Consider the following 19,295-nt stretch of genomic DNA (forward strand, 5'->3'; position numbering starts at 1 on the left):
GCGTCAGATCGACAACCGTCCGCCTTGGGCGCCGCGCTCCCGGTACGGCGTGGTGTTGTAATGTGCCCTGTAGCATTTTGAGAAATGCGAGGGGCTGGCAAAACCGCAGGCCAACGCCACGTTGATGACGCTCATATCCGTCTGCATCAGCAGATTGCGCGCTTTGTGCAGGCGCAGCTCCATGTAGTACCGCTTGGGTGAGCGGCTGAGGTAGCGGCGGAACAGACGTTCCAGCTGCCGGGTCGACATACCAACATCCTTGGCGAGGATCGACGGCGAAATCGGTTCTTCGATGTTCTTTTCCATCATCAGGATGACCTGGCTCAGCTTGGGATGGCGCACGCCGATGCGCGTCGGTGTCGACAGCCGCTGCGTGTCCTGATCCGTTCTGATGGAGGAATAGATCATCTGATCGGCCACCGCGTTGGCGAGGTCTTCGTCAAAATCGTCGGCAATCAGTTTCAGCATCAGGTCGATGGAGGAGGTGCCGCCGGCGGTTGTCATCCGGTTGCCGTCAATCAGAAACACCGATTTGGTCAGCTCGACACTGTCAAATTCCTCGGCAAAACTGTCGGAGTTTTCCCAGTGAATCGTTGCGCGTTTCCCATCCAGCAGACCGGCCTTGGCCAGCGTATAGGCCGCCGTGCACAGCCCACCGATGCGCAGCCCCTTGCGTGCCTCGCGGCGCAACCAGTTCAACACTCTTTTGGTGGTGGCGGTCTGCACGTCGACGCCGCCGCACACCATGATGACCTCGTCGCGCTGCAGCTCGCGCAGGTCGCAATCCAGTTTGAACGTGGTGCCGGCCGAGCAGGACACGACCTCGCCGCCTTCCCCCGCGAGTGTCCAGGAATAAATCGTGCGATCCGCCATGCGATTGGCGATCCGCAGGCTGTCCAGAGCCGACGCAAATGACAGCAGCGAGAACTTGTCCAGCAGGACGAAAACGAAGTTAACCGGCTTGTTCGTGCCGCCGTCCGCTATGACAACTTTGCGTTGCTCTTGCATGGCGATTTGTCCTTAATTCGGCGACGGCTGCACATACGTCGCGGCTGATTTGCCAGACACCATGCTCAAAGCTTGTTTGCGGCGTCAAGAGGTGCAAATCGGATATGGTCCTTCATCCACGCATTTTGTATAGAGACCCCCTAAAATACCTCAGCGGAGATCAAGGCTATGACCGAATGGCAAAAATCGAACTGGCGCAACAAGCCCCGGGTTCAGATGCCAGACTATACCGACGCGGCCGCGCTGGCCAAAGTCGAGGCTCAGCTTTCGCAGTATCCCCCGCTGGTCTTTGCGGGCGAGGCGCGGCGTCTCAAGCAACATCTGGGTGCCGCTGGTCGCGGCGAGGCCTTTTTGCTGCAGGGCGGGGATTGCGCTGAAAGCTTTGAACAATTCAGCGCGGATGCCATCCGTGACACGTTCAAGGTCATGTTGCAGATGGCGATGGTTCTGACCTATGGCGCCAAGGTGCCGGTGGTCAAGGTGGGTCGTATGGCCGGCCAGTTCGCCAAGCCGCGCAGCGCCCCGACCGAGGTGCTGGATGGGGTGGAACTGCCCAGCTACCGCGGCGACATCATCAACGAACTGGCCTTCACCCCTGAGGCGCGTATTCCGAATCCCGGCAAGATGCTGCAGGCCTATACCCAGGCAGCGGCCACGCTGAACCTGTTGCGGGCGTTCTCGACCGGTGGTTTCGCGGATATGAGCATGGTGCATTCCTGGACTCTGGGCTTCACCGATGAACAGGACGTTCAGAAATACTCGGAAATTGCCGACCGCATTCAGGACACGATCGACTTCATGGAAGCGGCGGGCATCACGGCGGACACCACGCATGAATTCTCGACCGTTGAATTCTACACAAGCCACGAAGGCTTGCTGCTGGAATACGAAGAGGCGCTGACCCGCCTGGATTCTACCTCTGGCAACTGGCTGGCCGGATCCGGGCACATGATCTGGATCGGAGATCGCACCCGCCAGCCGGACGGTGCCCATGTGGAATTCTGCCGCGGAGTGCTGAACCCAATTGGTCTGAAATGTGGTCCGACGACCACGGCAGAAGACCTCAAGGTTCTCATGGCCAAGCTGAACCCCGAAAACGAAGAGGGCCGTCTGACGCTGATCGCCCGGTTCGGGGCCGGCAAGGCGGGCGAGCATCTGCCCCGTCTGGTCAAGGCGGTGAAGGAAGAGGGCGCCACGGTCACTTGGGTCTGCGATCCGATGCATGGCAACACGATCAAGTCGGCGACCGGGTACAAGACACGGCCCTTCGAGTCGGTCCTGCGCGAGGTGCGCGACTTTTTCGGTGTGCATCAGGCCGAGGGCACCATCCCCGGCGGCGTGCATTTCGAGATGACCGGTCTGGACGTGACCGAGTGCACGGGCGGCGTACGTGCCGTGACCGAAGAGGATCTGTCCGATCGCTACCACACGGCCTGCGATCCGCGCCTGAATGCTTCGCAGGCGCTGGAACTGGCGTTTTTGGTTGCCGAGGAGCTTACGAACCTGCGTCGCGACCGGTCAAAGCGCGAAGCGAGTTGAAAACTATCAGAGCACCAAGAAACGGCGGGTCACTGGCCCGCCGTTTTTTTGGGTCATTCGTCCCGGGATACGACGAGGCGCAGATGTCGGGCGGGCCGGTTGAAGTCGCTTTGATCCTCGGCAAATCCGGCGATTTCCTGTGCGGTGGGGCGCGACGGCGTCTGAATGTCAGACACAGCCCGAACACGTTGATCCGCCAGACCAAAACGGCGCGGCGTTGCACCGATGGGACCGTCACTGACCATCACACCCAGAACACGGCTGACATCGCCCAGATCGCTTTTCAAGGGCAACAGGATCATTCGGGCCTGTAGGCGCGCACGGCTCAGACTACCGCCAGACACCAGACCCAGTTCGGCGATGGCTGGTGTGGCAAAGACCTGTTCCAGAACATCCTTCAGGTCCGACCGGGCGCTCGGATCGAAAAAGGCCGTCACGGGCATGCCCCGCACCTCCATCCCGGCGAGTTTGTTCAGATGGCTACCGGCCAGCCGAAACCGGGCCAGGCCGGGGGCGATACGCTCCAGAATGAACGTGTATTGCAGAACATTCTCAAGACCGCGCGGGTCGACCTGCGACCGTGACGGGACCCCGTCGCCTTTTAGCAAAGCGGTCCAATATGCCTCGGCCTGACGGATCGGAGAGAGGCTGCGCCCACTGTCAAAGCGATCCATTGCAACGATCTTTCCAAATCCTGACCCGGAACCAGTTCCGAAAAAGGTCTTCATCTCCATCACCCTTACGTCAATCAGCCGCGATTTTTCTAAAATTCGATCTATAGGCGCTACTTGCGGCCCGATCCCCTTTGCCGAGGCCAGATTGACACGGGTTAAGACAATTTTGGAGTAATTCTTTAACGAATGGTTAACTTCTGCGGAACAGTCGAAGCGTCAGCAAAGTCTTGCCCTGCACCGGTCAATGGCATTAGGTGCGGCAGGCGGGCAACATGAAGGCAGCGAAGAAAGGGCAGTGATGATCAGATCCATGACCGGATTCGCCTCGGGGAAGGGGTCATTTGGGCCGCACAGCTGGGCATGGGAACTGCGCAGCGTGAACGGCAAGGGCCTGGACATGCGCCTGAGGGTCCCGGAATGGCTGACCGGATTGGAAGCCGCCCTGAGAGGGACGCTGTCAAAATCCCTGAGCCGGGGCAACGTGACCCTGTCGCTGCGGCTGAGCCGCGAGGAAACCGCCGTCGAACTGGAATTGAACGAGACCGCGATGGCGGCTGCGCTGGATGCGCTGGTGCGAACACAGGAGCTGGCGGCGGCCCACGGCGTCACCCTCGCGCCGTCGCGCGCAACCGATCTGCTGGCGATGAAGGGCATTATGGATGCGGGCACAGACTCGGATGATCCGGCGCCTTTGGTTGCACAGTTGACGGCCGAGTTCGACGGGCTCCTGTCGGCGTTTCTCGACATGCGGCGATCCGAGGGCGCGGCACTGGCCGGCGTTCTGGGTGCTCAACTGGATCAGGTTGCCGTTCTGACAGCCCAAGCCGCCGATCTGGCGGAACAGCGCAAGGACAACATGGCCGAAGCCTTGCGCGTGAACCTTGCGCGGGTGCTGGACAACGCGCAGGGCGCCGATCCCGACCGGGTGGCGCAGGAACTGGCCCTGATCGCCGTCAAGGCGGATATCACCGAAGAGATCGACCGCCTGACCGCCCATGTTGCAGCCGCACGCGAGTTGCTGGCGCAGGACGGACCGGTTGGCCGCAAGCTTGATTTCCTGATGCAGGAGTTCAACCGCGAAACCAACACCTTGTGTTCGAAGGCGCAAAGCCCCGATCTGACCTCTGTCGGGCTGGACCTCAAAGCGGTGATCGATCAGATGCGCGAGCAGGTGCAAAACGTTGAATAGATATGGGAATAATAAGATGGCGGATCGCCGGGGCCTACTCATCATTTTGTCATCCCCGTCCGGGGCGGGCAAATCCACGTTGGCCCGTCGGCTGATGGACTGGGATACCGATCTGGAGTTTTCCGTGTCGGCCACCACCCGCGCGCCGCGACCGGGCGAGGAAGAGGGGCGCGAATACTACTTTTTGACGGAAGATGCGTTCAAACAGCAGGTGACTGACGGGCAGATGCTGGAACATGCACATGTTTTCGGTAACTTCTACGGTTCACCCGTCGCACCGGTGCGCGAGTCGATCAACGGCGGTCGGGATGTTCTGTTCGATGTGGACTGGCAGGGTGATCTGCAAATCCGGAACTCGGACCTTGGCAAACATGCTTTGTCGATCTTCATTTTGCCGCCCTCGATCCCGGAACTGCGCCGCCGGTTGGAAACCCGCGGTCAGGACAGTGAGGATGTAATCGCCAAGCGCATGCTCAAAAGCTGGGATGAGATCAGCCATTGGGGGTACTATGATTATGTCCTGGTCAATGACGATCTGGATGCCACCGAGGAAAAGCTGAAAACAATCGTCAGCGCCGAGCGGATGCGCCGGATCCAGCAACCGACGTTGCAGGATCACGTCCGTAAGCTGCAGAATGAATTTGAGGGATTGTCATGACCGTTTACGCCCTGGGCAACCATACACCGGAGATCCACGACGACACCTGGGTCGCGCCGGATGCCAATCTGATCGGCCGGGTCGTTCTGGAAGAAGGGGCCTCGGTCTGGTTTGGTTGCACAATCCGCGCGGATCACGAAGAAATTCGGGTGGGTGCGGGCAGCAATGTCCAGGAAAACTGCGTCATGCATATCGATCTGGGCTATCCACTGACCATCGGAGCCAATTGCACCATCGGTCACAAGGTCATGCTGCACGGGTGCACGATCGGCGAAAACTCTCTGATCGGCATGGGCGCCATTGTTCTGAATGGCGCCAGAATTGGTAAGAACTGCCTGATCGGCGCGGGGGCCCTGATCACGGAAGGCAAGGAAATTCCGGACAATTCCCTGGTCATGGGATCGCCCGGCAAGGTGGTCCGACAACTGGATGCGGCGGCGGCGCAAAAAATCACGCTCAGCGCGTTGCACTATCAGGAAAACATGCGCAAGTTTCGCGAAACTTTGACACGGGTTTCCTGACACACCCGGGCTAACAGAGTGCCAGACCATGCCAGAAGACCTGCTTGCTGAGTTTGTTTCGGCTATCCCCATGCCAGCATTGGTGGTGGACCAGACCGAGCGGATTATTTCCGCCAACACCGACGCGAAGACTCTGCTGGGTCAGAACATTCAGGGCCGTCATTTCGCCACCATACTGCGGCAACCGCAGGTGATCGAGGCGATGGAGCAGAGCCTGCGGACCAAAGGACCGTCAAAAACCCGGCACCTGTCAAACGATGGCGCGCAGGACACAACTTTTGAGGTGAATTGCCGGTACATGAGCGGCATCGGTGCCGTGTCCGGAGGCGCTGTCATCGCCATTTTTCAGGACGTCACGCAACTGGAACAGGCCGGTCAGATGCGGCGGGATTTTGTGGCCAATGTCAGCCATGAATTGCGCACGCCGCTGACTGCATTGATGGGGTTCATCGAAACCCTGCGCGGCCCGGCCCGCGATGACGCCCCTGCGCGGGAACGGTTTCTGCAGATCATGACCGAAGAGGCCAACCGGATGAATCGTCTGGTCGGCGATCTTTTGTCGCTGAACCGGGTGGAAAGCGAAGAGCGTGTGCGCCCCAAAGAGCAGCTGGAGTTGACGGGGCTGTTGCAATCAACCCTGAATTCTCTGCGGCCATTGGCCGAAGATGCGAAGGTGATCCTGTCAATGACTGCGCCGCAGGGTCCGGTCTCGTTGACCGGCGACGGCGATCAGTTGCGTCAGGTTTTCACCAATCTGATCGAGAATGCCATCAAGTACGGCGGCAGCGGCGGCGGCGTCGAGGTGCGCGTGACCTCATCGGAACGGGACACCGCGATGCGCGGACCCGCCGTCCGGGTTCAGGTTATCGACAAGGGTCCGGGCATTGATGCGGTTCATCTGCCGCGCCTCACCGAGCGATTCTATCGGGCGGACAGCCACCGCTCGCACGCGTTGGGAGGGACCGGGCTGGGATTGGCGATCGTGAAACATATCGTAAACCGGCACCGCGGGCGGTTGCGCGTCGAAAGCGACCTCGGCAAAGGGTCGGTTTTCACTGTCATTCTGCCGCGTTAGCCCCTCGGACTGCGGAGCAGGAAACGCGCCTGCCACTCCGATGGACCAAGGCTGACGGGTGGTAAACCAACCTAATTCTTCGGTTGTCATAATACTGTTACACAAGTGTCACAAAAGGCTTACGCGCAATCCATAGGGGTGCGCAGGATCATCATGGGGGTGATCAGAGTGTACTTCTTCAGGGAGACTGAAAATGTCCTTTGTAAAACTGTCGGCCTCGGCTCTTGCCATCGCTGCCGTTTCGGCCACAACCGCTGCTGCGCGTGATCAGGTTCAGGTTGCCGGTTCGTCGACCGTGCTGCCTTATGCATCGATCGTTGCGGAACTGTTCGGTGAAAACACCGATTTCCCGACACCCGTTGTTGAATCGGGCGGCTCGTCCGCCGGCCTGAAGCGTTTCTGCGAAGGCGTTGGCGAAAACACCATCGACGTCGCAAACGCGTCGCGCGCAATCCGCGAAAAAGAAATCAAGGCCTGTGCCGAAAACGGCGTGACCGACATCATGGAAGTGCGCATTGGCTATGACGGCATTGTTTTCGCAAGCCAGCAGACCGGCCCCGCCTTCACCGCGTTCGAGCCGGCAGACATTTACAATGCCATCGGCGCCAAAGTCATGAAAGATGGCGCTTTGGCCGACAACAGCTACAACAACTGGGCCGAGTTCAATGGCGACCTGCCGGATGTTGAAATCGCGATGTTCATCCCGGGCACCAAGCACGGCACCCGCGAAGTCTTTGAGGACAAGGTTCTGCTGGCCGGTTGCGAAACCACCGGTGCCATGCAAGCCATGATGGACGGCGGCATGAGCGAAGATGACGCCGAAGATGCGTGCCTGGACGTCCGTACAGATGGCAAGTCGGTCGACATCGACGGTGACTACACCGAAACCCTGGCCCGTATCGACACCAACCCGAACGGGATCGGCGTGTTTGGTCTGGCGTTCTACGAGAACAACACCGACAAGCTGAAAGTGGCCACGATGGGCGGTATCGCACCGTCGACCGAGACCATCGCATCGGGTGAGTACCCCGTTTCGCGTCCACTGTTCTTCTACGTCAAGAAAGCGCATATCGGTGTGATCCCCGGCCTGAAGGAATACGCGCAGTTCTTCGTTGCTGACGAGATTGCAGGCGGTTCGGGCCCGCTGGCCAACTATGGCCTGGTGGCCGATCCGGAACTGGCCATGACCCAGGACGCGATTGCCAACGAAAAGACCATGGGTTCGGGCAGCTGATCCGCGCACTGGTCTGACATGTCGGGGGCGGGTCACAGTTCCGCCCCCATCTCTCTTTTGAATTCCCAAACCAGACCTACGAGGGCGAAATGCCGATACTCTGGCTAGTTCTGATCGTCTTTGCGATCGCGGCAACCGGTTATCTGCTGGGGCGGTCGCGCGCGATTCAAAGTGCCGGAGGCGAAAGCCGGGACCTGCATTCCTTGCCGAATTTCTACGGTGCAAACGTGGCGCTGAAGACAATGGTGCCGGCTGTAGGTCTGCTGATCCTGTGGCTGCTCGTGCAGCCGCTTTATGTGAATTCTCAGATTTCCGACATGATCCCCGAGTCTTCCATCCAAGAAGGCTCATCCCTCAGCCTTGTCATGGCGGAGGTGCGCCGCACCGCATCGGGTCTGGACAATGCCGTCGCGCAGGGAAGCATTCCGGAAGACGTTGCACGGAGCGCGCGCGCGGACGTGACCGACATGACCCAGCGCCTCAAGGATGCCGGGCAGGTCGTCACCTCAAGCATTACACAACCGGTACTGCGTGCAGCCCAGAGCTATCGGGTCATGACTGCGACTGGCTACTCGATCATGTCGATTGCCGTGATTGTCGTGGCTTTGGCCGGTGCGGTGTTCAGCTGGTTCCAAACGCACTCGGACTACCGTGCGCGCAACGTCGTGGAGCAGGGCGTACGCATCATTCTTCTGGGCGCTGCGTCAATCGCCATCCTCACAACCGTTGGAATTATTCTGTCGCTGGTCTTCAATACGTGGGAATTCTTCAAGCTTTATCCCGCGCGCGACTTCTTTTTCGGCCTCACATGGTCACCGAGTTTCTCGGGCCGCGGCGGGTCATCCGCACTAGGTATCATCCCGCTGCTTTGGGGCACACTTTACATCTCCATCGTCGCCCTTCTTGTCGCCGTCCCGATTGGCCTGTTCGCAGCGATCTACCTGAGCGAATACGCGTCGCCCCGCGTGCGCGCCTTTGCCAAGCCGCTGCTGGAGGTGCTGGCCGGGATCCCGACCATCGTCTACGGCCTGTTTGCGCTGCTGACCGTCGGACCATTGTTGCTGGGCATATTTGGCGATGACGGGTTCGGCTGGATGAAGGCGGGCACCGCCGTGATGACGGCGGGGCTGGTGATGGGGATCATGCTCATCCCGTTTGTGTCTTCACTGTCGGACGACATTATCAATGCCGTTCCGCAGGCCATGCGCGACGGATCCTACGGTCTTGGTGCCACGCAGTCCGAAACCATCCGGCAGGTTGTCCTGCCGGCCGCCTTGCCGGGTATTGTCGGCGCGATCCTTCTGGCCGCATCGCGGGCGATAGGGGAGACTATGATCGTGGTTCTTGGGGCAGGGGCCGCCGCCCGCCTCAGCCTCAACCCGTTCGAAGCCATGACAACCGTCACCGCAAAGATCGTCAGCCAGCTGACGGGCGACGCTGATTTCGCCTCACCCGAGGCGCTTGTGGCCTTTGCGCTTGGCATGACCCTTTTCATCGTGACATTGGGCCTGAACGTCTTTGCCCTTTACATCGTGCGTAAGTACCGGGAGCAATACGAATGACCGACGCCAGTATGCAAAACCCGGAAACGGGCCGCCGTTCTGTCTCTCTCACCGCTGCTGACGCCCGCACCCGCAAGCGTGCCAAGGCTGAAAAGCGTTTTCGCGCCTATGGTGTTGTCGCGATCGCGACCGGGTTGTTCTTTCTGATCGTGCTCTTTGCGTCGATCCTGTCCGAAGGTATCCCGGCCTTTACCCGAACTGTGGTGAGCGTTGAATTCACCCTGACGGAACCGCAACAGGAAGAAGCCGAAGGACAGTTGTTCAAGACCAAAGCCTACTCCGATATGTTTATCACGGCGCTCAAGCAGGAACTGGGCGAGCGGGGACTTAATGTTGAGTTCGATGAGGCCGCCATCGAGCGTCTCTTGGGCAAGGTCGGCGGGACCATTCGGACATTCTACAGCCAAAACCCGCAAATGCTGGGGCAACCCGTGGAATTCGATCTGGCAGCTTCCAGCCGGGTGGACGGGTATTTCAAGGGTCGCGTGACCCGCGACACCATGCAGGACAGCAGATTCCTGCAAAAAAGCGATCTGGATCTTGTTGACGCGCTGAAAGAAGCCGGGGTGATCAAGCAGGAGTTCAACTGGCCCTTTATCACAGGCACCGATTCCGGCGTGGACAATCCGGGTGGCGCGGGCATCGGGGCCTCGGTCATCGGATCGTTCTTCATGATGCTGGTTGTCCTCGGCCTGTCGCTGCCAATCGGCGTAGCCGCTTCGATCTACCTTGAAGAGTTCGCCCCGCAGAACCGCTTTACCGATCTGATCGAAGTGAATATTTCGAACCTGGCAGCCGTGCCGTCCATCGTGTTCGGCATCCTTGGCCTGGCGGTCTTCATCCAGTTCATGCACCTGCCGCAATCCGCACCGCTGGTCGGGGGTCTGGTTCTGACACTGATGACCCTGCCGACAATCATTATTTCGACCCGTGCCTCGCTCAAGGCCGTCCCGCCGTCGATCCGCGACGCGGCGCTTGGGGTAGGGGCCTCGAAAATGCAGGCGGTGTTCCATCATGTCTTGCCGCTGGCCGCACCGGGCATTCTGACCGGTACGATCATCGGTCTGGCCCAGGCCCTGGGTGAAACGGCGCCCTTGCTGCTGATCGGTATGGTCGGGTTTGTCGCCCGGGGCTATCCGGACGGCTTTCTGGCGGGATTCACCGAACCCAACTCGGCCATGCCCGCACAGATCTATACATGGGCATCACGCGCCGATGTCGGATTCTATGAAAAAGCGTGGGGCGGGATCATCATTCTTTTGATCTTCCTGCTCACCATGAACATTATTGCAATCATCCTACGCCGCCGCTTTGAGCGCCGCTGGTAACAGGAGGGCATACAAATGAACGTCATGTCGCGAGTGGAGAGAGAAGTGGACACCAACGAAATAAAGCTGGAATGCCGTGACTGCCAAGTCTACTACGGCGACACTCACGCCATCAAAGATGTGAATGTCGACATCGAAGACAAGACAGTCACCGCATTCATCGGCCCGTCCGGCTGCGGCAAGTCCACATTTTTGCGTTGTCTGAACCGCATGAACGACACGATTGACGTCGCTCGTGTCGAAGGCTCGTTCAAACTGGATGGCGAGAACATCTACGATAAACGGGTCGACCCTGTGCAACTGCGCGCCAAGGTCGGCATGGTGTTTCAAAAACCCAACCCGTTCCCGAAATCGATCTATGACAACGTCGCCTATGGCCCGCGCATTCACGGTCTGGCGCGGAACAAGGCGGAACTTGACGAGATCGTCGAGAAATCTCTGCGACGCGGGGCGATTTGGGATGAGGTCAAGGATCGCATGGATTCGCCGGGAACCGGCCTGTCGGGCGGACAGCAGCAGCGCTTGTGCATCGCCCGCGCGGTTGCAACCGAACCAGAGGTTCTGTTGATGGACGAACCCTGTTCGGCGCTCGACCCGATCGCAACGGCGCAGGTCGAAGAACTGATCGACGAATTGCGCGCCCGGTACTCGGTCGTGATCGTCACACACTCGATGCAGCAAGCCGCACGTGTCAGTCAGAAAACCGCGTTCTTTCACCTTGGCAACCTTGTCGAGTTCGGGGAGACGGGGCAGATTTTCACCAACCCTTCGGACCCTCGTACGGAAAGCTACATCACCGGCCGGATCGGCTGAGCACAGGTATCCAGATATGACCGACAAAAGCGAACAACATATTGCATCCGTTTTCGATCGCGATCTCGAAGCGATTCAGGCCCATATCATGAAGATGGGTGGTTTGGTCGAAGCCGCCATCATGTCCGCCGCGCGTTCGCTTGAAACGCGCGACGAAGAACTGGCGCAAGAGGTACGTCAGGGTGACAAGGCCATCGACGCGCTTGAGGACGTCATCAATGAAGAAACCGCGCGTCTGATCGCTCTGCGCGCGCCGACGGCAAGCGACCTTCGCCTTGTGCTTACGGTTCTTAAGGTCTCAGCAAACCTGGAACGGATTGGCGACTATTCCAAGAACATCGCAAAGCGGACCACGGTTCTGGTGAACGCCGGTGAAATCACCGGCAGCGCAGCAGCCCTGCGCCGCATGGCGCGTGAGGTTGAGATCATGCTGCGCGACGCTCTGGACGCTTACATCCAGCGTGACGCGGAACTGGCCGCCGATGTGATTGAACGCGACGAAGAAGTTGACCAGATGTACAATGGTCTGTTCCGGGAATTCCTGACCTTCATGGCCGAGGATCCGCGCAACATCTCCGCCTGTATGCACCTGCATTTCATCGCCAAGAACATCGAGCGCATGGGGGACCATGTGACGGCGATTGCCGAGCAGGTGGTGTACTTGGTCACCGGCGAACGGCCCAGCGACCCGAGACCCAAAGCCGACAGCACGTCGCAAACCGTCTAGGAGGCAACGACCATGTCCGCAGATCAGCCGACTGTACTGGTTGTCGAGGATGAACTGGCCCAACGCGAAGTGCTGGCCTACAATCTGGAAGCCGAGGGGTTCCGCGTATCCAAGGCCGGCAGCGGCGATGAGGCGATGTTGCTAGTGGACGAAGACAGCCCCGACATCATCGTTCTGGACTGGATGATGCCCAATCTCAGCGGTATCGAAGTCTGCCGGCGACTGAAAACCCGCCCCGATACCCGCTCGATTCCGATCATCATGTTATCTGCTCGTTCGGAAGAGGTCGACAAGGTGCGCGGGCTGGAAACCGGGGCGGATGACTATGTGGTCAAGCCGTACTCGGTGGTTGAACTGATGGCACGGGTGCGGACCCAGTTACGCCGCGTGCGCCCGGCCACGGTCGGTCTGCGTCTGGAGTTTGACGACATCATCCTGGACTCCGAAACCCACAAGGTCAGCCGTGACAGCAAACCCTTGAAGCTCGGCCCAACCGAATTCCGGCTGCTGAGCACGTTCATGGAAAAGCCCGGTCGGGTCTGGAGCCGCGAGCAGTTGCTGGATCGGGTCTGGGGCCGCGACATTTATGTTGATACGCGCACCGTCGACGTGCATATCGGGCGTTTGCGCAAGGCTCTGACGCAGCATGGCGGCGAAGACCCGGTGCGCACCGTCCGCGGCGCCGGATACGCATTGGGGTGATGTCCACAGGGTAGGGCGCTTGCGCCAGTACCCACCCTATGAGCTTTACTCATAGTCCGGTGCCAAACTCTTGCTGTTCATCGTCGGCGGCCCACATTAGGTTGCAGCAACGCTGACAGCCCGGAGATGTCCCATGAATGCCCCCGAGACCAAGCCGACATTGCGCGCCAAGGATGCACCCGATCTGGGCAAGTTCGCGTGGGAGGATCCGTTCCGCCTGTCCGACCAGCTGAGCGAAGACGAACGCATGATTGCCGACAGCGCCCGGGCCTATGCGCAGGAAAAGCTGCAGCCGCGTGTTACCGAAGCGTTCCAGAACGAGGAAACCGACCCGGACATCTTTCGCGAGATGGGCGATATGGGGCTGCTGGGCACGACAATCCCCGAGGCCTATGGGGGAATCGGCGCGGGCTATGTCGCTTATGGTCTGGTAGCACGCGAAGTTGAGCGTGTGGATTCCGGCTATCGATCGATGATGTCGGTCCAAAGCTCTCTGGTCATGTATCCGATCTATGCCTATGGCAGCGAGGAACAGCGCCGCAAGTATCTGCCCAAACTGGCCAGCGGTGAATGGATCGGATGTTTTGGCCTGACTGAACCGGATGCAGGCTCGGACCCCGCCGGCATGAAGACCCGGGCCGAAAAGATCGACGGCGGGTACCGGTTGACCGGCAGCAAGATGTGGATCTCGAATTCACCGATTGCCGATGTGTTCGTGGTTTGGGCCAAATCGGACGCCCATGACGGCAAAATCCGAGGCTTTGTACTGGACAAAGGCCTCAAGGGTCTGAGTGCGCCGAAAATCGAGAACAAACTGAGCCTGCGCGCCTCGATCACAGGTGAGATCGTGCTGGACGGAGTTGAAGTGGGCGAGGGTGCCTTGCTGCCGCATGTGCAGGGCCTCAAGGGACCGTTCGGGTGCCTGAACCGCGCACGATACGGGATCAGTTGGGGTGTTATGGGCGCAGCGGAATGCTGTTGGCATGCATCGCGTCAATATGGGTTGGATCGCAAGCAGTTTGATCGGCCACTGGCGCAGACACAGCTGTTTCAGCGCAAACTGGCCGATATGCAGACCGAGATCGCTCTGGGCCTGCAAGGCAGCCTGCGTGTTGGCCGTCTGATGGACCAGGCCGAGGCCGCACCGGAAATGGTTTCCATCGTCAAACGCAACAATTGCGGTAAGGCGCTGGATATCGCGCGCATGGCCCGCGACATGCATGGCGGCAATGGTATCTCGCTCGAATTTCAGGTGATCCGCCATATGGTCAACCTGGAGACCGTCAACACTTATGAAGGTACGCATGACGTACACGCGTTGATCCTGGGACGGGCGCAGACCGGGTTGCAGGCCTTCTACTGATTAACGCGTAATTGGTATTATGGTAATTAAATAGTAACTCAAGGCGTTTCACATTTGAAGCCAATGGCTTACCGTGTGTAGCTGGGATAGCGATTTGGAACGATAAATGGACCTGAAAGACAAAACTGTCGTCGTCACCGGTGCAGCCCATGGTATTGGTCAGGGTTTGGCAGAACGATTTGCACGTGAAGGCGCGCGTGTCGTATGTGCTGATATTGATGACGCCCGTGCGTCCGCCGTGGCCGATGCGATTGGCGGACAGGTCACGCATTGTGACGTCTCCAGCGAAAATGACATCAAGGCTCTGATCGACCATGTCGAAGGGTCTATCGGTCCGATCGATCTGTTTTGCGCAAATGCCGGAATTCTCACCTTGGGCGGTCTGGATGTGCCCGATGCAGATTGGGATCGTATCTGGAAGATCAACGTAATGTCGCATGTCTGGACTGCGCGACATCTAGTGCCTCGAATGATTGCACGCGGCGGCGGCTATATCCTGACGACTGCATCGGCTGCCGGATTGCTGAACCAACCCGGCGCGGCGCCTTACGGCGTGACCAAGCATGCCGCCGTTGGATTTGCCGAGTGGCTGTCCCTGACATACGGGCATCACGGGCTGCGCGTTTCGGTTTTGTGCCCGCAAGCGGTGCGCTCGGAAATGACCCGTGGGCATGAGACATCTGTAGCCGCAATTGACGGAATGCTGGAGCCAGAAGACGTGGCGCAAGCCTGCGTGGATGCGATCCGCGAGGAACGATTTCTCGTTCTGCCGCATCCACAGGTCCTGGACTATATGCGGCTGAAGTCGGAAGATTACGACCGCTGGTTGGGCGGAATGCGTAAGCTAAATCAAATATTTGTCGAAGGCAGCTAAAGTCGTTTCTGCGCCTTTCGCATCAGACCTTCCTGTGCGACGGATGCAACAAGAAGACCGTCTTGGGTATAGATCGATCCGCGATTGAAATTGCGTCCCTGCCCCGTCCACGGCGAATCCATTGCGTAAAGATGCCAATTCTCAAAATGAACCGGTGCGTGAAACCAGATTGCGTGATCCAGACTCGCGCCGTTGACCTGACCGGTAAACCAGCTCAGTCCGTGCGGGCGCATCCCGGAACTCATGAGGTTCATGTCCGAGGCATAGGCCAGCAGCAAGTGTTGGGTCTTGGCGTCGGCGGATGCAGCGGCCCCCATCCGAAACCAGATCTTGTTGCGATCATCAGAAATGGCCGGATTGAACGGGTCGAGGTGATCGACTTCACGCACTTCGATCGGGCGTTCACGGACCAGTTCAGGGCGCATCTTTTCGGGAACACGCTCCAGATACGTCTTCCTCAGCTCCGCGCGTGCCGGATAGTGTTCTGGCGCTTTCAATTCCGGCATCGGATGTTGATGCTCCCAGCCTTCGTCCTGAACGTGAAAGGATGCGGACATGTTCAGGATCTGTTTTCCGTGCTGGATTGCAACCACTCGGCGCGTTGTGAAAGAACCTCCATCCCGGGCTCTATCAACTTGATAAATAACGGGAATAGTAGGGTCTCCTGGGCGAATGAAATAGGCATGCAGGGAATGGCACAGCCTGTCGTCCACCGTTCGGTAAGCCGCCGCCAGCGCCTGCGCAATGACCTGCCCGCCGAAGATGCGCGTGGGCGTTTCGCCCCCCGATCCGGTACCCCGAAACAAGTCAACCTCCAGACGCTCTATGTCCAGAAGATCAAGAAGAATGCGTTCGGCGTCAGTCATAGGTCGCTCTCCGGATGGGCTCATATACGGGGTATCAGCGGCGCCGGGATCATTCAATCAGTGCACCCAGAACAAGGGCCTTGAGTTCGGCCCGCGACGGATAGGAACTGGACGGCGACAACTGCGTGAAGAACACCGCACTCAGGTCGTTTTGGTGATCGATCCAGAAAAAGGTCGAGGCCATGCCGCCCCAACTGAAATCTCCCACCGACCCCGGAACACGCACCCTGCCCGGGTTCAGCACGACCGACCCGCCCAGTCCAAAACCAACACCTTCCATCGGTTGTTCCGCAAAACTTTGCGGGCCCATCGATGCAATGTCGCCGGGTAAGTGATTGATCATCATGAAATCTACGGTCCTAGTGCCCAGCAGGCGATGGCCGTTTCCGAGGCCGCGATTGCGCAGCATCTCGGCAAACTTCGCGTAATCGTCGATTGTGCTGATCAGGCCTCCACCGCCCGAAAATGTCGTGGCGGTTTCAAACGGAGAGGCTCCGGCATAATCCACAAGGCGCAACGTATCGGAGCCCAATTGCGCTGAATTCAGATCCATCGCGTCGCCTGCAAGTGGTGTGTACAAAGAGGCGAACCGATCCCCTGCCCCGGCTGGAACTCTGAACCCGGTTTCCTGCAGACCCAGCGGCGAAAAGATTTCTTGCTGAAAAAACCGGTCCAGTGTTTGACCGGACACAACCTCGATCACACGTCCCAGAACATCGGTGCTGACCGAGTATTCCCAGCGGGTTCCAGGTTGGAAGGCCAGTGGTAGCCGTGCCAATTCGTCGACACGATCCGCCAGAAGCCCCTGATTTGGCTTGAATAACACATCACGCTCGTCCATCGCCTCGGGCAAGAGGCCCGGATTGAACGGATAGCTGAACCCGCTGGTATGCGTCAGCAATTGGTGCAGCGTCGGCGACGGGGCGTCTTCGGTCTGCTCAAGATGTTCGGCATCGGGGATCAGGGCCTGCATGGTCTGAAAGGCAGGCAGGAACTCGGACAGGGGCGCATCCAGATGAAACAGGCCGCGTTCGGCCAGCATCATCAGGGCAACAGATGTGACCGGTTTGGTCATCGAGTAGATTCGAACAAGCGTATCCCGCTCAAACGGCAGGTTGTTTTCGATGCTGCGCTGGCCACACGCGTAGAAGAACGGCTCTTTGCCCTTGTGTTTCACCAACAGCGCACTGCCCGCATACTTCCTCTGTTCCACATACCGGTCCATCCAGGGACGGATGCGGTTCAGTCGTGCGCGGTCCAGTGTCAGCTCACTTTGGAACATTGCTTGTCAAACCTCCTGTGACCCTTGGCAATTTTGGTGGCTTGATCGCTGAAACAAAAGAGAAAACTGCGCATGTCTGCCGGTATTTCCTGTAGGGCGATTACCGTCGGCACAGATGTCTTCGGGCTGTTAGACTGTGTGTGTTACAGATTCGCTGTTTGTCAGTTGCCGCACATCCATTGTTATCTCGCCCGGAGGACCCCATGGCGCAAAGCATCGAGTTTGTTTACGACTTTTGCAGCCCGAACGCCTTTCTGGCCTACAAGGTGCTGCCCGACCTTGCCGCGCGCCACAAGGCGCCGATCAATTTCGTGCCGGTCTTGCTGCCAGTGGTGTTTAAGGCGACCAACAATCAAAGCCCGTTTCAGGCGTTTTCCGAAAACCGACAGAAGACAGCCTATCTGACCCACGATCTCCATCGCTTTGCGCGTCGACGGGGCGTGAGCTTTCACATGAGCCCGCATTTCCCGGTGAATACGAAATTTGCCATGCGAGGCGCTTTGTTTGCGTCAGGAAAACCATGGGAAAGCAAGTATATAAACGCCGTATTTGATGCGATCTGGGTGCATGGACAAAAGGTGGATGAGTTGAGCATTCTGTCAGACATTTTGCATGAAAACGAATTGCCGGTTCGAAAAATACGCGAAGCTATTGGCAACGCGGACACAAAACAAAAGCTCAAGGAACAGACCAAGGCTGCCGTGAGGCGCGGTGTCTTTGGGGTTCCGAGCCTGTTTCTGGGCAACGAAATGTTCTTTGGCAAGAACAGCATGACGAACCTGGAGCTTGAACTGGCCAGCGCCTCGTGACAGAGAAAACTGTTCAAAGACAAATGAATACCGGCTGTGGCTGAACTATCCTTTCAGCGCAGCCAGCCCGTATTGCGCAAAGACGGGAACATAGGCGCCGAAGGCCTGCGCCCGTTTTGGATCGGACGCGTTACCATCCAGGGCGCGCTTGTAGACGCCTTGCAAAATCCCGGCCATCCGGAAGAAGTTGAACGCCAGATAGAACCCGAAATTGTCGATTCCTGACAGACCACGCCGGTCGCAATACTGATCGATAAAAGCCTGATCGCTGGGCAGGCCCAGGCTTTGCCGGTCTATTCCGGCCAACCCGCGCCCCTCTTTTCCCGGTGGCATTTGCCACTGCATGATTACTGCGGCCAAATCCGCATATGGATGCCCGATTGTGGACAGTTCCCAGTCCAGCACGCCGATGCAATTGGCTCCGTCCGGTTCGAACATCAGGTTGTCGATACGGTAATCGCCATGCACCAGCGTTCTCTGACCGTCGTCGGCCGGAATCGACGTTTCGAGCGCTGCGATCAACGCGTCCATATCCCCGATTTTTGCAGTTTCTGACGCCCTGTATTGCTTGGTCCAACGCGAAATTTGACGCTCAAAGTAGTTTCCAGTGGGTCCGTAATCTGACAAGCCAACCGCGTCGATATCCACCATATGCAGCTCAGCCAGCACCCGGTTCATCTCGTCCAGTACGGCGGTGCGGACTTCGTTGGTTTCACCTTTCATGGTGGGTTCCATAAAAACCCGACCCCTCAAGTGCTCCATCACGTAAAAGGCGGACCCTATGACATCGTCATCCTCGCACAGCAGCAGCATTTCCGGAACCGGAACACTGCTGCCCGCAAGCGCGTGTTGGACGCGGAACTCGCGATCAACCGCGTGGGCCGATTTCAACAACACCCCGGCGGGTTTGCGGCGCAGGACATAGGACTTACTGGGCGTGCGCAGTTCGAATGTCGGGTTGGATTGGCCGATCGCGAACTTGGTCGCCGCCAACGGCCCCTGATAACCGCTCAAATGCGCGCTGAGATAAGCGTCTATGGCAGCCACGTCCAAAGAGGTCTTGTCGGTCAT

The 19,295-nt window shown here is 58.6% G+C and carries 19 protein-coding genes; 14 read left to right on the forward strand and 5 right to left on the reverse strand.

The window, feature by feature from the left end; all coding sequences use genetic code 11:
• Positions 1 to 3: 3 nt before the first annotated feature.
• The gene (locus ACR3E0_RS11200) at positions 4 to 1,008 is read right to left on the reverse strand and encodes a GlxA family transcriptional regulator (RefSeq protein ID WP_480478848.1); all 1,005 of its coding nucleotides are present in this window, start codon (positions 1,006 to 1,008) and stop codon (positions 4 to 6) included.
• Positions 1,009 to 1,176: 168 nt separating this feature from the next.
• Here ACR3E0_RS11200 and ACR3E0_RS11205 point away from each other — a divergent pair, with 168 nt between their 5' ends.
• Positions 1,177 to 2,547: a class II 3-deoxy-7-phosphoheptulonate synthase gene (locus ACR3E0_RS11205; RefSeq protein ID WP_480478850.1), complete on the forward strand. Its 1,371-nt coding sequence runs from the start codon at positions 1,177 to 1,179 to the stop codon at positions 2,545 to 2,547.
• A 53-nt stretch (positions 2,548 to 2,600) separates the two neighbouring features.
• On the opposite strand, the gene ACR3E0_RS11210 is transcribed toward ACR3E0_RS11205, so the two are convergent.
• A complete protein-coding gene (locus ACR3E0_RS11210) occupies positions 2,601 to 3,281 on the reverse strand; it encodes a PAS domain-containing protein (protein ID WP_480478851.1) in 681 nt (226 codons plus the stop codon).
• Positions 3,282 to 3,519: 238 nt separating this feature from the next.
• Between ACR3E0_RS11210 and ACR3E0_RS11215 the strand changes: the two genes are divergently transcribed.
• The 12 genes from ACR3E0_RS11215 to ACR3E0_RS11270 all read left to right on the forward strand — a co-directional run bounded on the left by ACR3E0_RS11215 (position 3,520) and on the right by ACR3E0_RS11270 (position 15,267).
• Entirely contained in the window at positions 3,520 to 4,410 is an 891-nt protein-coding gene (locus ACR3E0_RS11215) for a YicC/YloC family endoribonuclease (protein ID WP_480478853.1), read from the forward strand.
• 16 nt (positions 4,411 to 4,426) lie between these two features.
• On the forward strand, positions 4,427 to 5,068 hold the full coding sequence (gene gmk, locus ACR3E0_RS11220) for a guanylate kinase (protein WP_480478854.1): 642 nt from the start codon (positions 4,427 to 4,429) through the stop codon (positions 5,066 to 5,068).
• The gene (locus tag ACR3E0_RS11225; protein WP_480478855.1) at positions 5,065 to 5,589 is read left to right on the forward strand and encodes a gamma carbonic anhydrase family protein; all 525 of its coding nucleotides are present in this window, start codon (positions 5,065 to 5,067) and stop codon (positions 5,587 to 5,589) included. The genes gmk and ACR3E0_RS11225 overlap by 4 nt, the downstream gene beginning before the upstream one ends.
• A 28-nt stretch (positions 5,590 to 5,617) precedes the next feature.
• A complete protein-coding gene (locus tag ACR3E0_RS11230; protein WP_480478856.1) occupies positions 5,618 to 6,664 on the forward strand; it encodes an ATP-binding protein in 1,047 nt (348 codons plus the stop codon).
• Positions 6,665 to 6,857: 193 nt separating this feature from the next.
• A complete protein-coding gene (locus ACR3E0_RS11235; protein WP_480478857.1) occupies positions 6,858 to 7,898 on the forward strand; it encodes a substrate-binding domain-containing protein in 1,041 nt (346 codons plus the stop codon).
• 89 nt (positions 7,899 to 7,987) lie between these two features.
• Positions 7,988 to 9,460, forward strand: coding sequence for a phosphate ABC transporter permease subunit PstC (gene pstC, locus ACR3E0_RS11240; RefSeq protein WP_480478858.1), 1,473 nt, complete (start codon positions 7,988 to 7,990; stop codon positions 9,458 to 9,460).
• Positions 9,457 to 10,788 carry a phosphate ABC transporter permease PstA gene (gene pstA, locus ACR3E0_RS11245; protein ID WP_480478859.1) on the forward strand — a complete coding sequence of 444 codons (1,332 nt, stop codon included), beginning with the start codon at positions 9,457 to 9,459 and terminating at the stop codon, positions 10,786 to 10,788. Before pstC ends, pstA begins: the two co-directional genes overlap by 4 nt.
• 15 nt (positions 10,789 to 10,803) lie before the next feature.
• Positions 10,804 to 11,601 (forward strand): phosphate ABC transporter ATP-binding protein PstB, encoded by a 798-nt coding sequence (gene pstB, locus ACR3E0_RS11250; protein WP_480478860.1) that lies wholly within the window; start codon positions 10,804 to 10,806, stop codon positions 11,599 to 11,601.
• A gap of 16 nt (positions 11,602 to 11,617) precedes the next feature.
• Positions 11,618 to 12,328, forward strand: a complete 711-nt coding sequence (phoU, locus tag ACR3E0_RS11255; protein WP_480478861.1) for a phosphate signaling complex protein PhoU — start codon at positions 11,618 to 11,620, stop codon at positions 12,326 to 12,328.
• Positions 12,329 to 12,340: 12 nt separating this feature from the next.
• Entirely contained in the window at positions 12,341 to 13,030 is a 690-nt protein-coding gene (phoB, locus tag ACR3E0_RS11260; RefSeq protein ID WP_170430534.1) for a phosphate regulon transcriptional regulator PhoB, read from the forward strand.
• Between the two features lie 133 nt (positions 13,031 to 13,163).
• Positions 13,164 to 14,393: an acyl-CoA dehydrogenase gene (locus ACR3E0_RS11265; RefSeq protein ID WP_480478862.1), complete on the forward strand. Its 1,230-nt coding sequence runs from the start codon at positions 13,164 to 13,166 to the stop codon at positions 14,391 to 14,393.
• Between the two features lie 106 nt (positions 14,394 to 14,499).
• Positions 14,500 to 15,267 (forward strand): SDR family oxidoreductase, encoded by a 768-nt coding sequence (locus ACR3E0_RS11270; RefSeq protein WP_480478863.1) that lies wholly within the window; start codon positions 14,500 to 14,502, stop codon positions 15,265 to 15,267.
• Here ACR3E0_RS11270 and ACR3E0_RS11275 read toward each other — a convergent pair.
• Both ACR3E0_RS11275 and ACR3E0_RS11280 read right to left on the reverse strand, forming a co-directional pair.
• Complete coding sequence (locus ACR3E0_RS11275; RefSeq protein WP_480478864.1) at positions 15,264 to 16,133, reverse strand: acyl-CoA thioesterase; 870 nt, start codon at positions 16,131 to 16,133, stop codon at positions 15,264 to 15,266. The genes ACR3E0_RS11270 and ACR3E0_RS11275 overlap by 4 nt on opposite strands.
• 49 nt (positions 16,134 to 16,182) lie before the next feature.
• The gene (locus ACR3E0_RS11280) at positions 16,183 to 17,415 is read right to left on the reverse strand and encodes a serine hydrolase domain-containing protein (protein WP_480478866.1); all 1,233 of its coding nucleotides are present in this window, start codon (positions 17,413 to 17,415) and stop codon (positions 16,183 to 16,185) included.
• 203 nt (positions 17,416 to 17,618) lie between these two features.
• Between ACR3E0_RS11280 and ACR3E0_RS11285 the strand changes: the two genes are divergently transcribed.
• Positions 17,619 to 18,224 carry a DsbA family protein gene (locus tag ACR3E0_RS11285; RefSeq protein ID WP_480478867.1) on the forward strand — a complete coding sequence of 202 codons (606 nt, stop codon included), beginning with the start codon at positions 17,619 to 17,621 and terminating at the stop codon, positions 18,222 to 18,224.
• A 45-nt stretch (positions 18,225 to 18,269) separates the two neighbouring features.
• Here ACR3E0_RS11285 and ACR3E0_RS11290 read toward each other — a convergent pair whose 3' ends face one another.
• Positions 18,270 to 19,295: a phosphotransferase family protein gene (locus ACR3E0_RS11290; protein ID WP_480478868.1), complete on the reverse strand. Its 1,026-nt coding sequence runs from the start codon at positions 19,293 to 19,295 to the stop codon at positions 18,270 to 18,272.

It is taken from the genome of Ruegeria sp. AJ12 (genome assembly GCF_056536245.1).

Excerpts from the sequence above, each read along its gene's own strand:
- ACR3E0_RS11280 (WP_480478866.1), bottom strand. The coding sequence starts at position 17,415 with ATGTTCCAAAGTGAGCTGACACTGGACCGCGCACGACTGAACCGCATC.
- ACR3E0_RS11285 (WP_480478867.1), top strand. The coding sequence starts at position 17,619 with ATGGCGCAAAGCATCGAGTTTGTTTACGACTTTTGCAGCCCGAACGCC.
- ACR3E0_RS11230 (WP_480478856.1), top strand. The coding sequence starts at position 5,618 with ATGCCAGAAGACCTGCTTGCTGAGTTTGTTTCGGCTATCCCCATGCCA.
- pstA (WP_480478859.1), top strand. The coding sequence starts at position 9,457 with ATGACCGACGCCAGTATGCAAAACCCGGAAACGGGCCGCCGTTCTGTC.
- ACR3E0_RS11235 (WP_480478857.1), top strand. The coding sequence starts at position 6,858 with ATGTCCTTTGTAAAACTGTCGGCCTCGGCTCTTGCCATCGCTGCCGTT.
- phoU (WP_480478861.1), top strand. The coding sequence starts at position 11,618 with ATGACCGACAAAAGCGAACAACATATTGCATCCGTTTTCGATCGCGAT.
- ACR3E0_RS11210 (WP_480478851.1), bottom strand. The coding sequence starts at position 3,281 with ATGGAGATGAAGACCTTTTTCGGAACTGGTTCCGGGTCAGGATTTGGA.
- ACR3E0_RS11265 (WP_480478862.1), top strand. The coding sequence starts at position 13,164 with ATGAATGCCCCCGAGACCAAGCCGACATTGCGCGCCAAGGATGCACCC.
- ACR3E0_RS11275 (WP_480478864.1), bottom strand. The coding sequence starts at position 16,133 with ATGACTGACGCCGAACGCATTCTTCTTGATCTTCTGGACATAGAGCGT.
- ACR3E0_RS11200 (WP_480478848.1), bottom strand. The coding sequence starts at position 1,008 with ATGCAAGAGCAACGCAAAGTTGTCATAGCGGACGGCGGCACGAACAAG.
- ACR3E0_RS11215 (WP_480478853.1), top strand. The coding sequence starts at position 3,520 with ATGATCAGATCCATGACCGGATTCGCCTCGGGGAAGGGGTCATTTGGG.
- ACR3E0_RS11225 (WP_480478855.1), top strand. The coding sequence starts at position 5,065 with ATGACCGTTTACGCCCTGGGCAACCATACACCGGAGATCCACGACGAC.
- phoB (WP_170430534.1), top strand. The coding sequence starts at position 12,341 with ATGTCCGCAGATCAGCCGACTGTACTGGTTGTCGAGGATGAACTGGCC.
- ACR3E0_RS11270 (WP_480478863.1), top strand. The coding sequence starts at position 14,500 with ATGGACCTGAAAGACAAAACTGTCGTCGTCACCGGTGCAGCCCATGGT.
- ACR3E0_RS11290 (WP_480478868.1), bottom strand. The coding sequence starts at position 19,295 with ATGACCGACAAGACCTCTTTGGACGTGGCTGCCATAGACGCTTATCTC.
- pstB (WP_480478860.1), top strand. The coding sequence starts at position 10,804 with ATGAACGTCATGTCGCGAGTGGAGAGAGAAGTGGACACCAACGAAATA.
- ACR3E0_RS11205 (WP_480478850.1), top strand. The coding sequence starts at position 1,177 with ATGACCGAATGGCAAAAATCGAACTGGCGCAACAAGCCCCGGGTTCAG.
- gmk (WP_480478854.1), top strand. The coding sequence starts at position 4,427 with ATGGCGGATCGCCGGGGCCTACTCATCATTTTGTCATCCCCGTCCGGG.
- pstC (WP_480478858.1), top strand. The coding sequence starts at position 7,988 with ATGCCGATACTCTGGCTAGTTCTGATCGTCTTTGCGATCGCGGCAACC.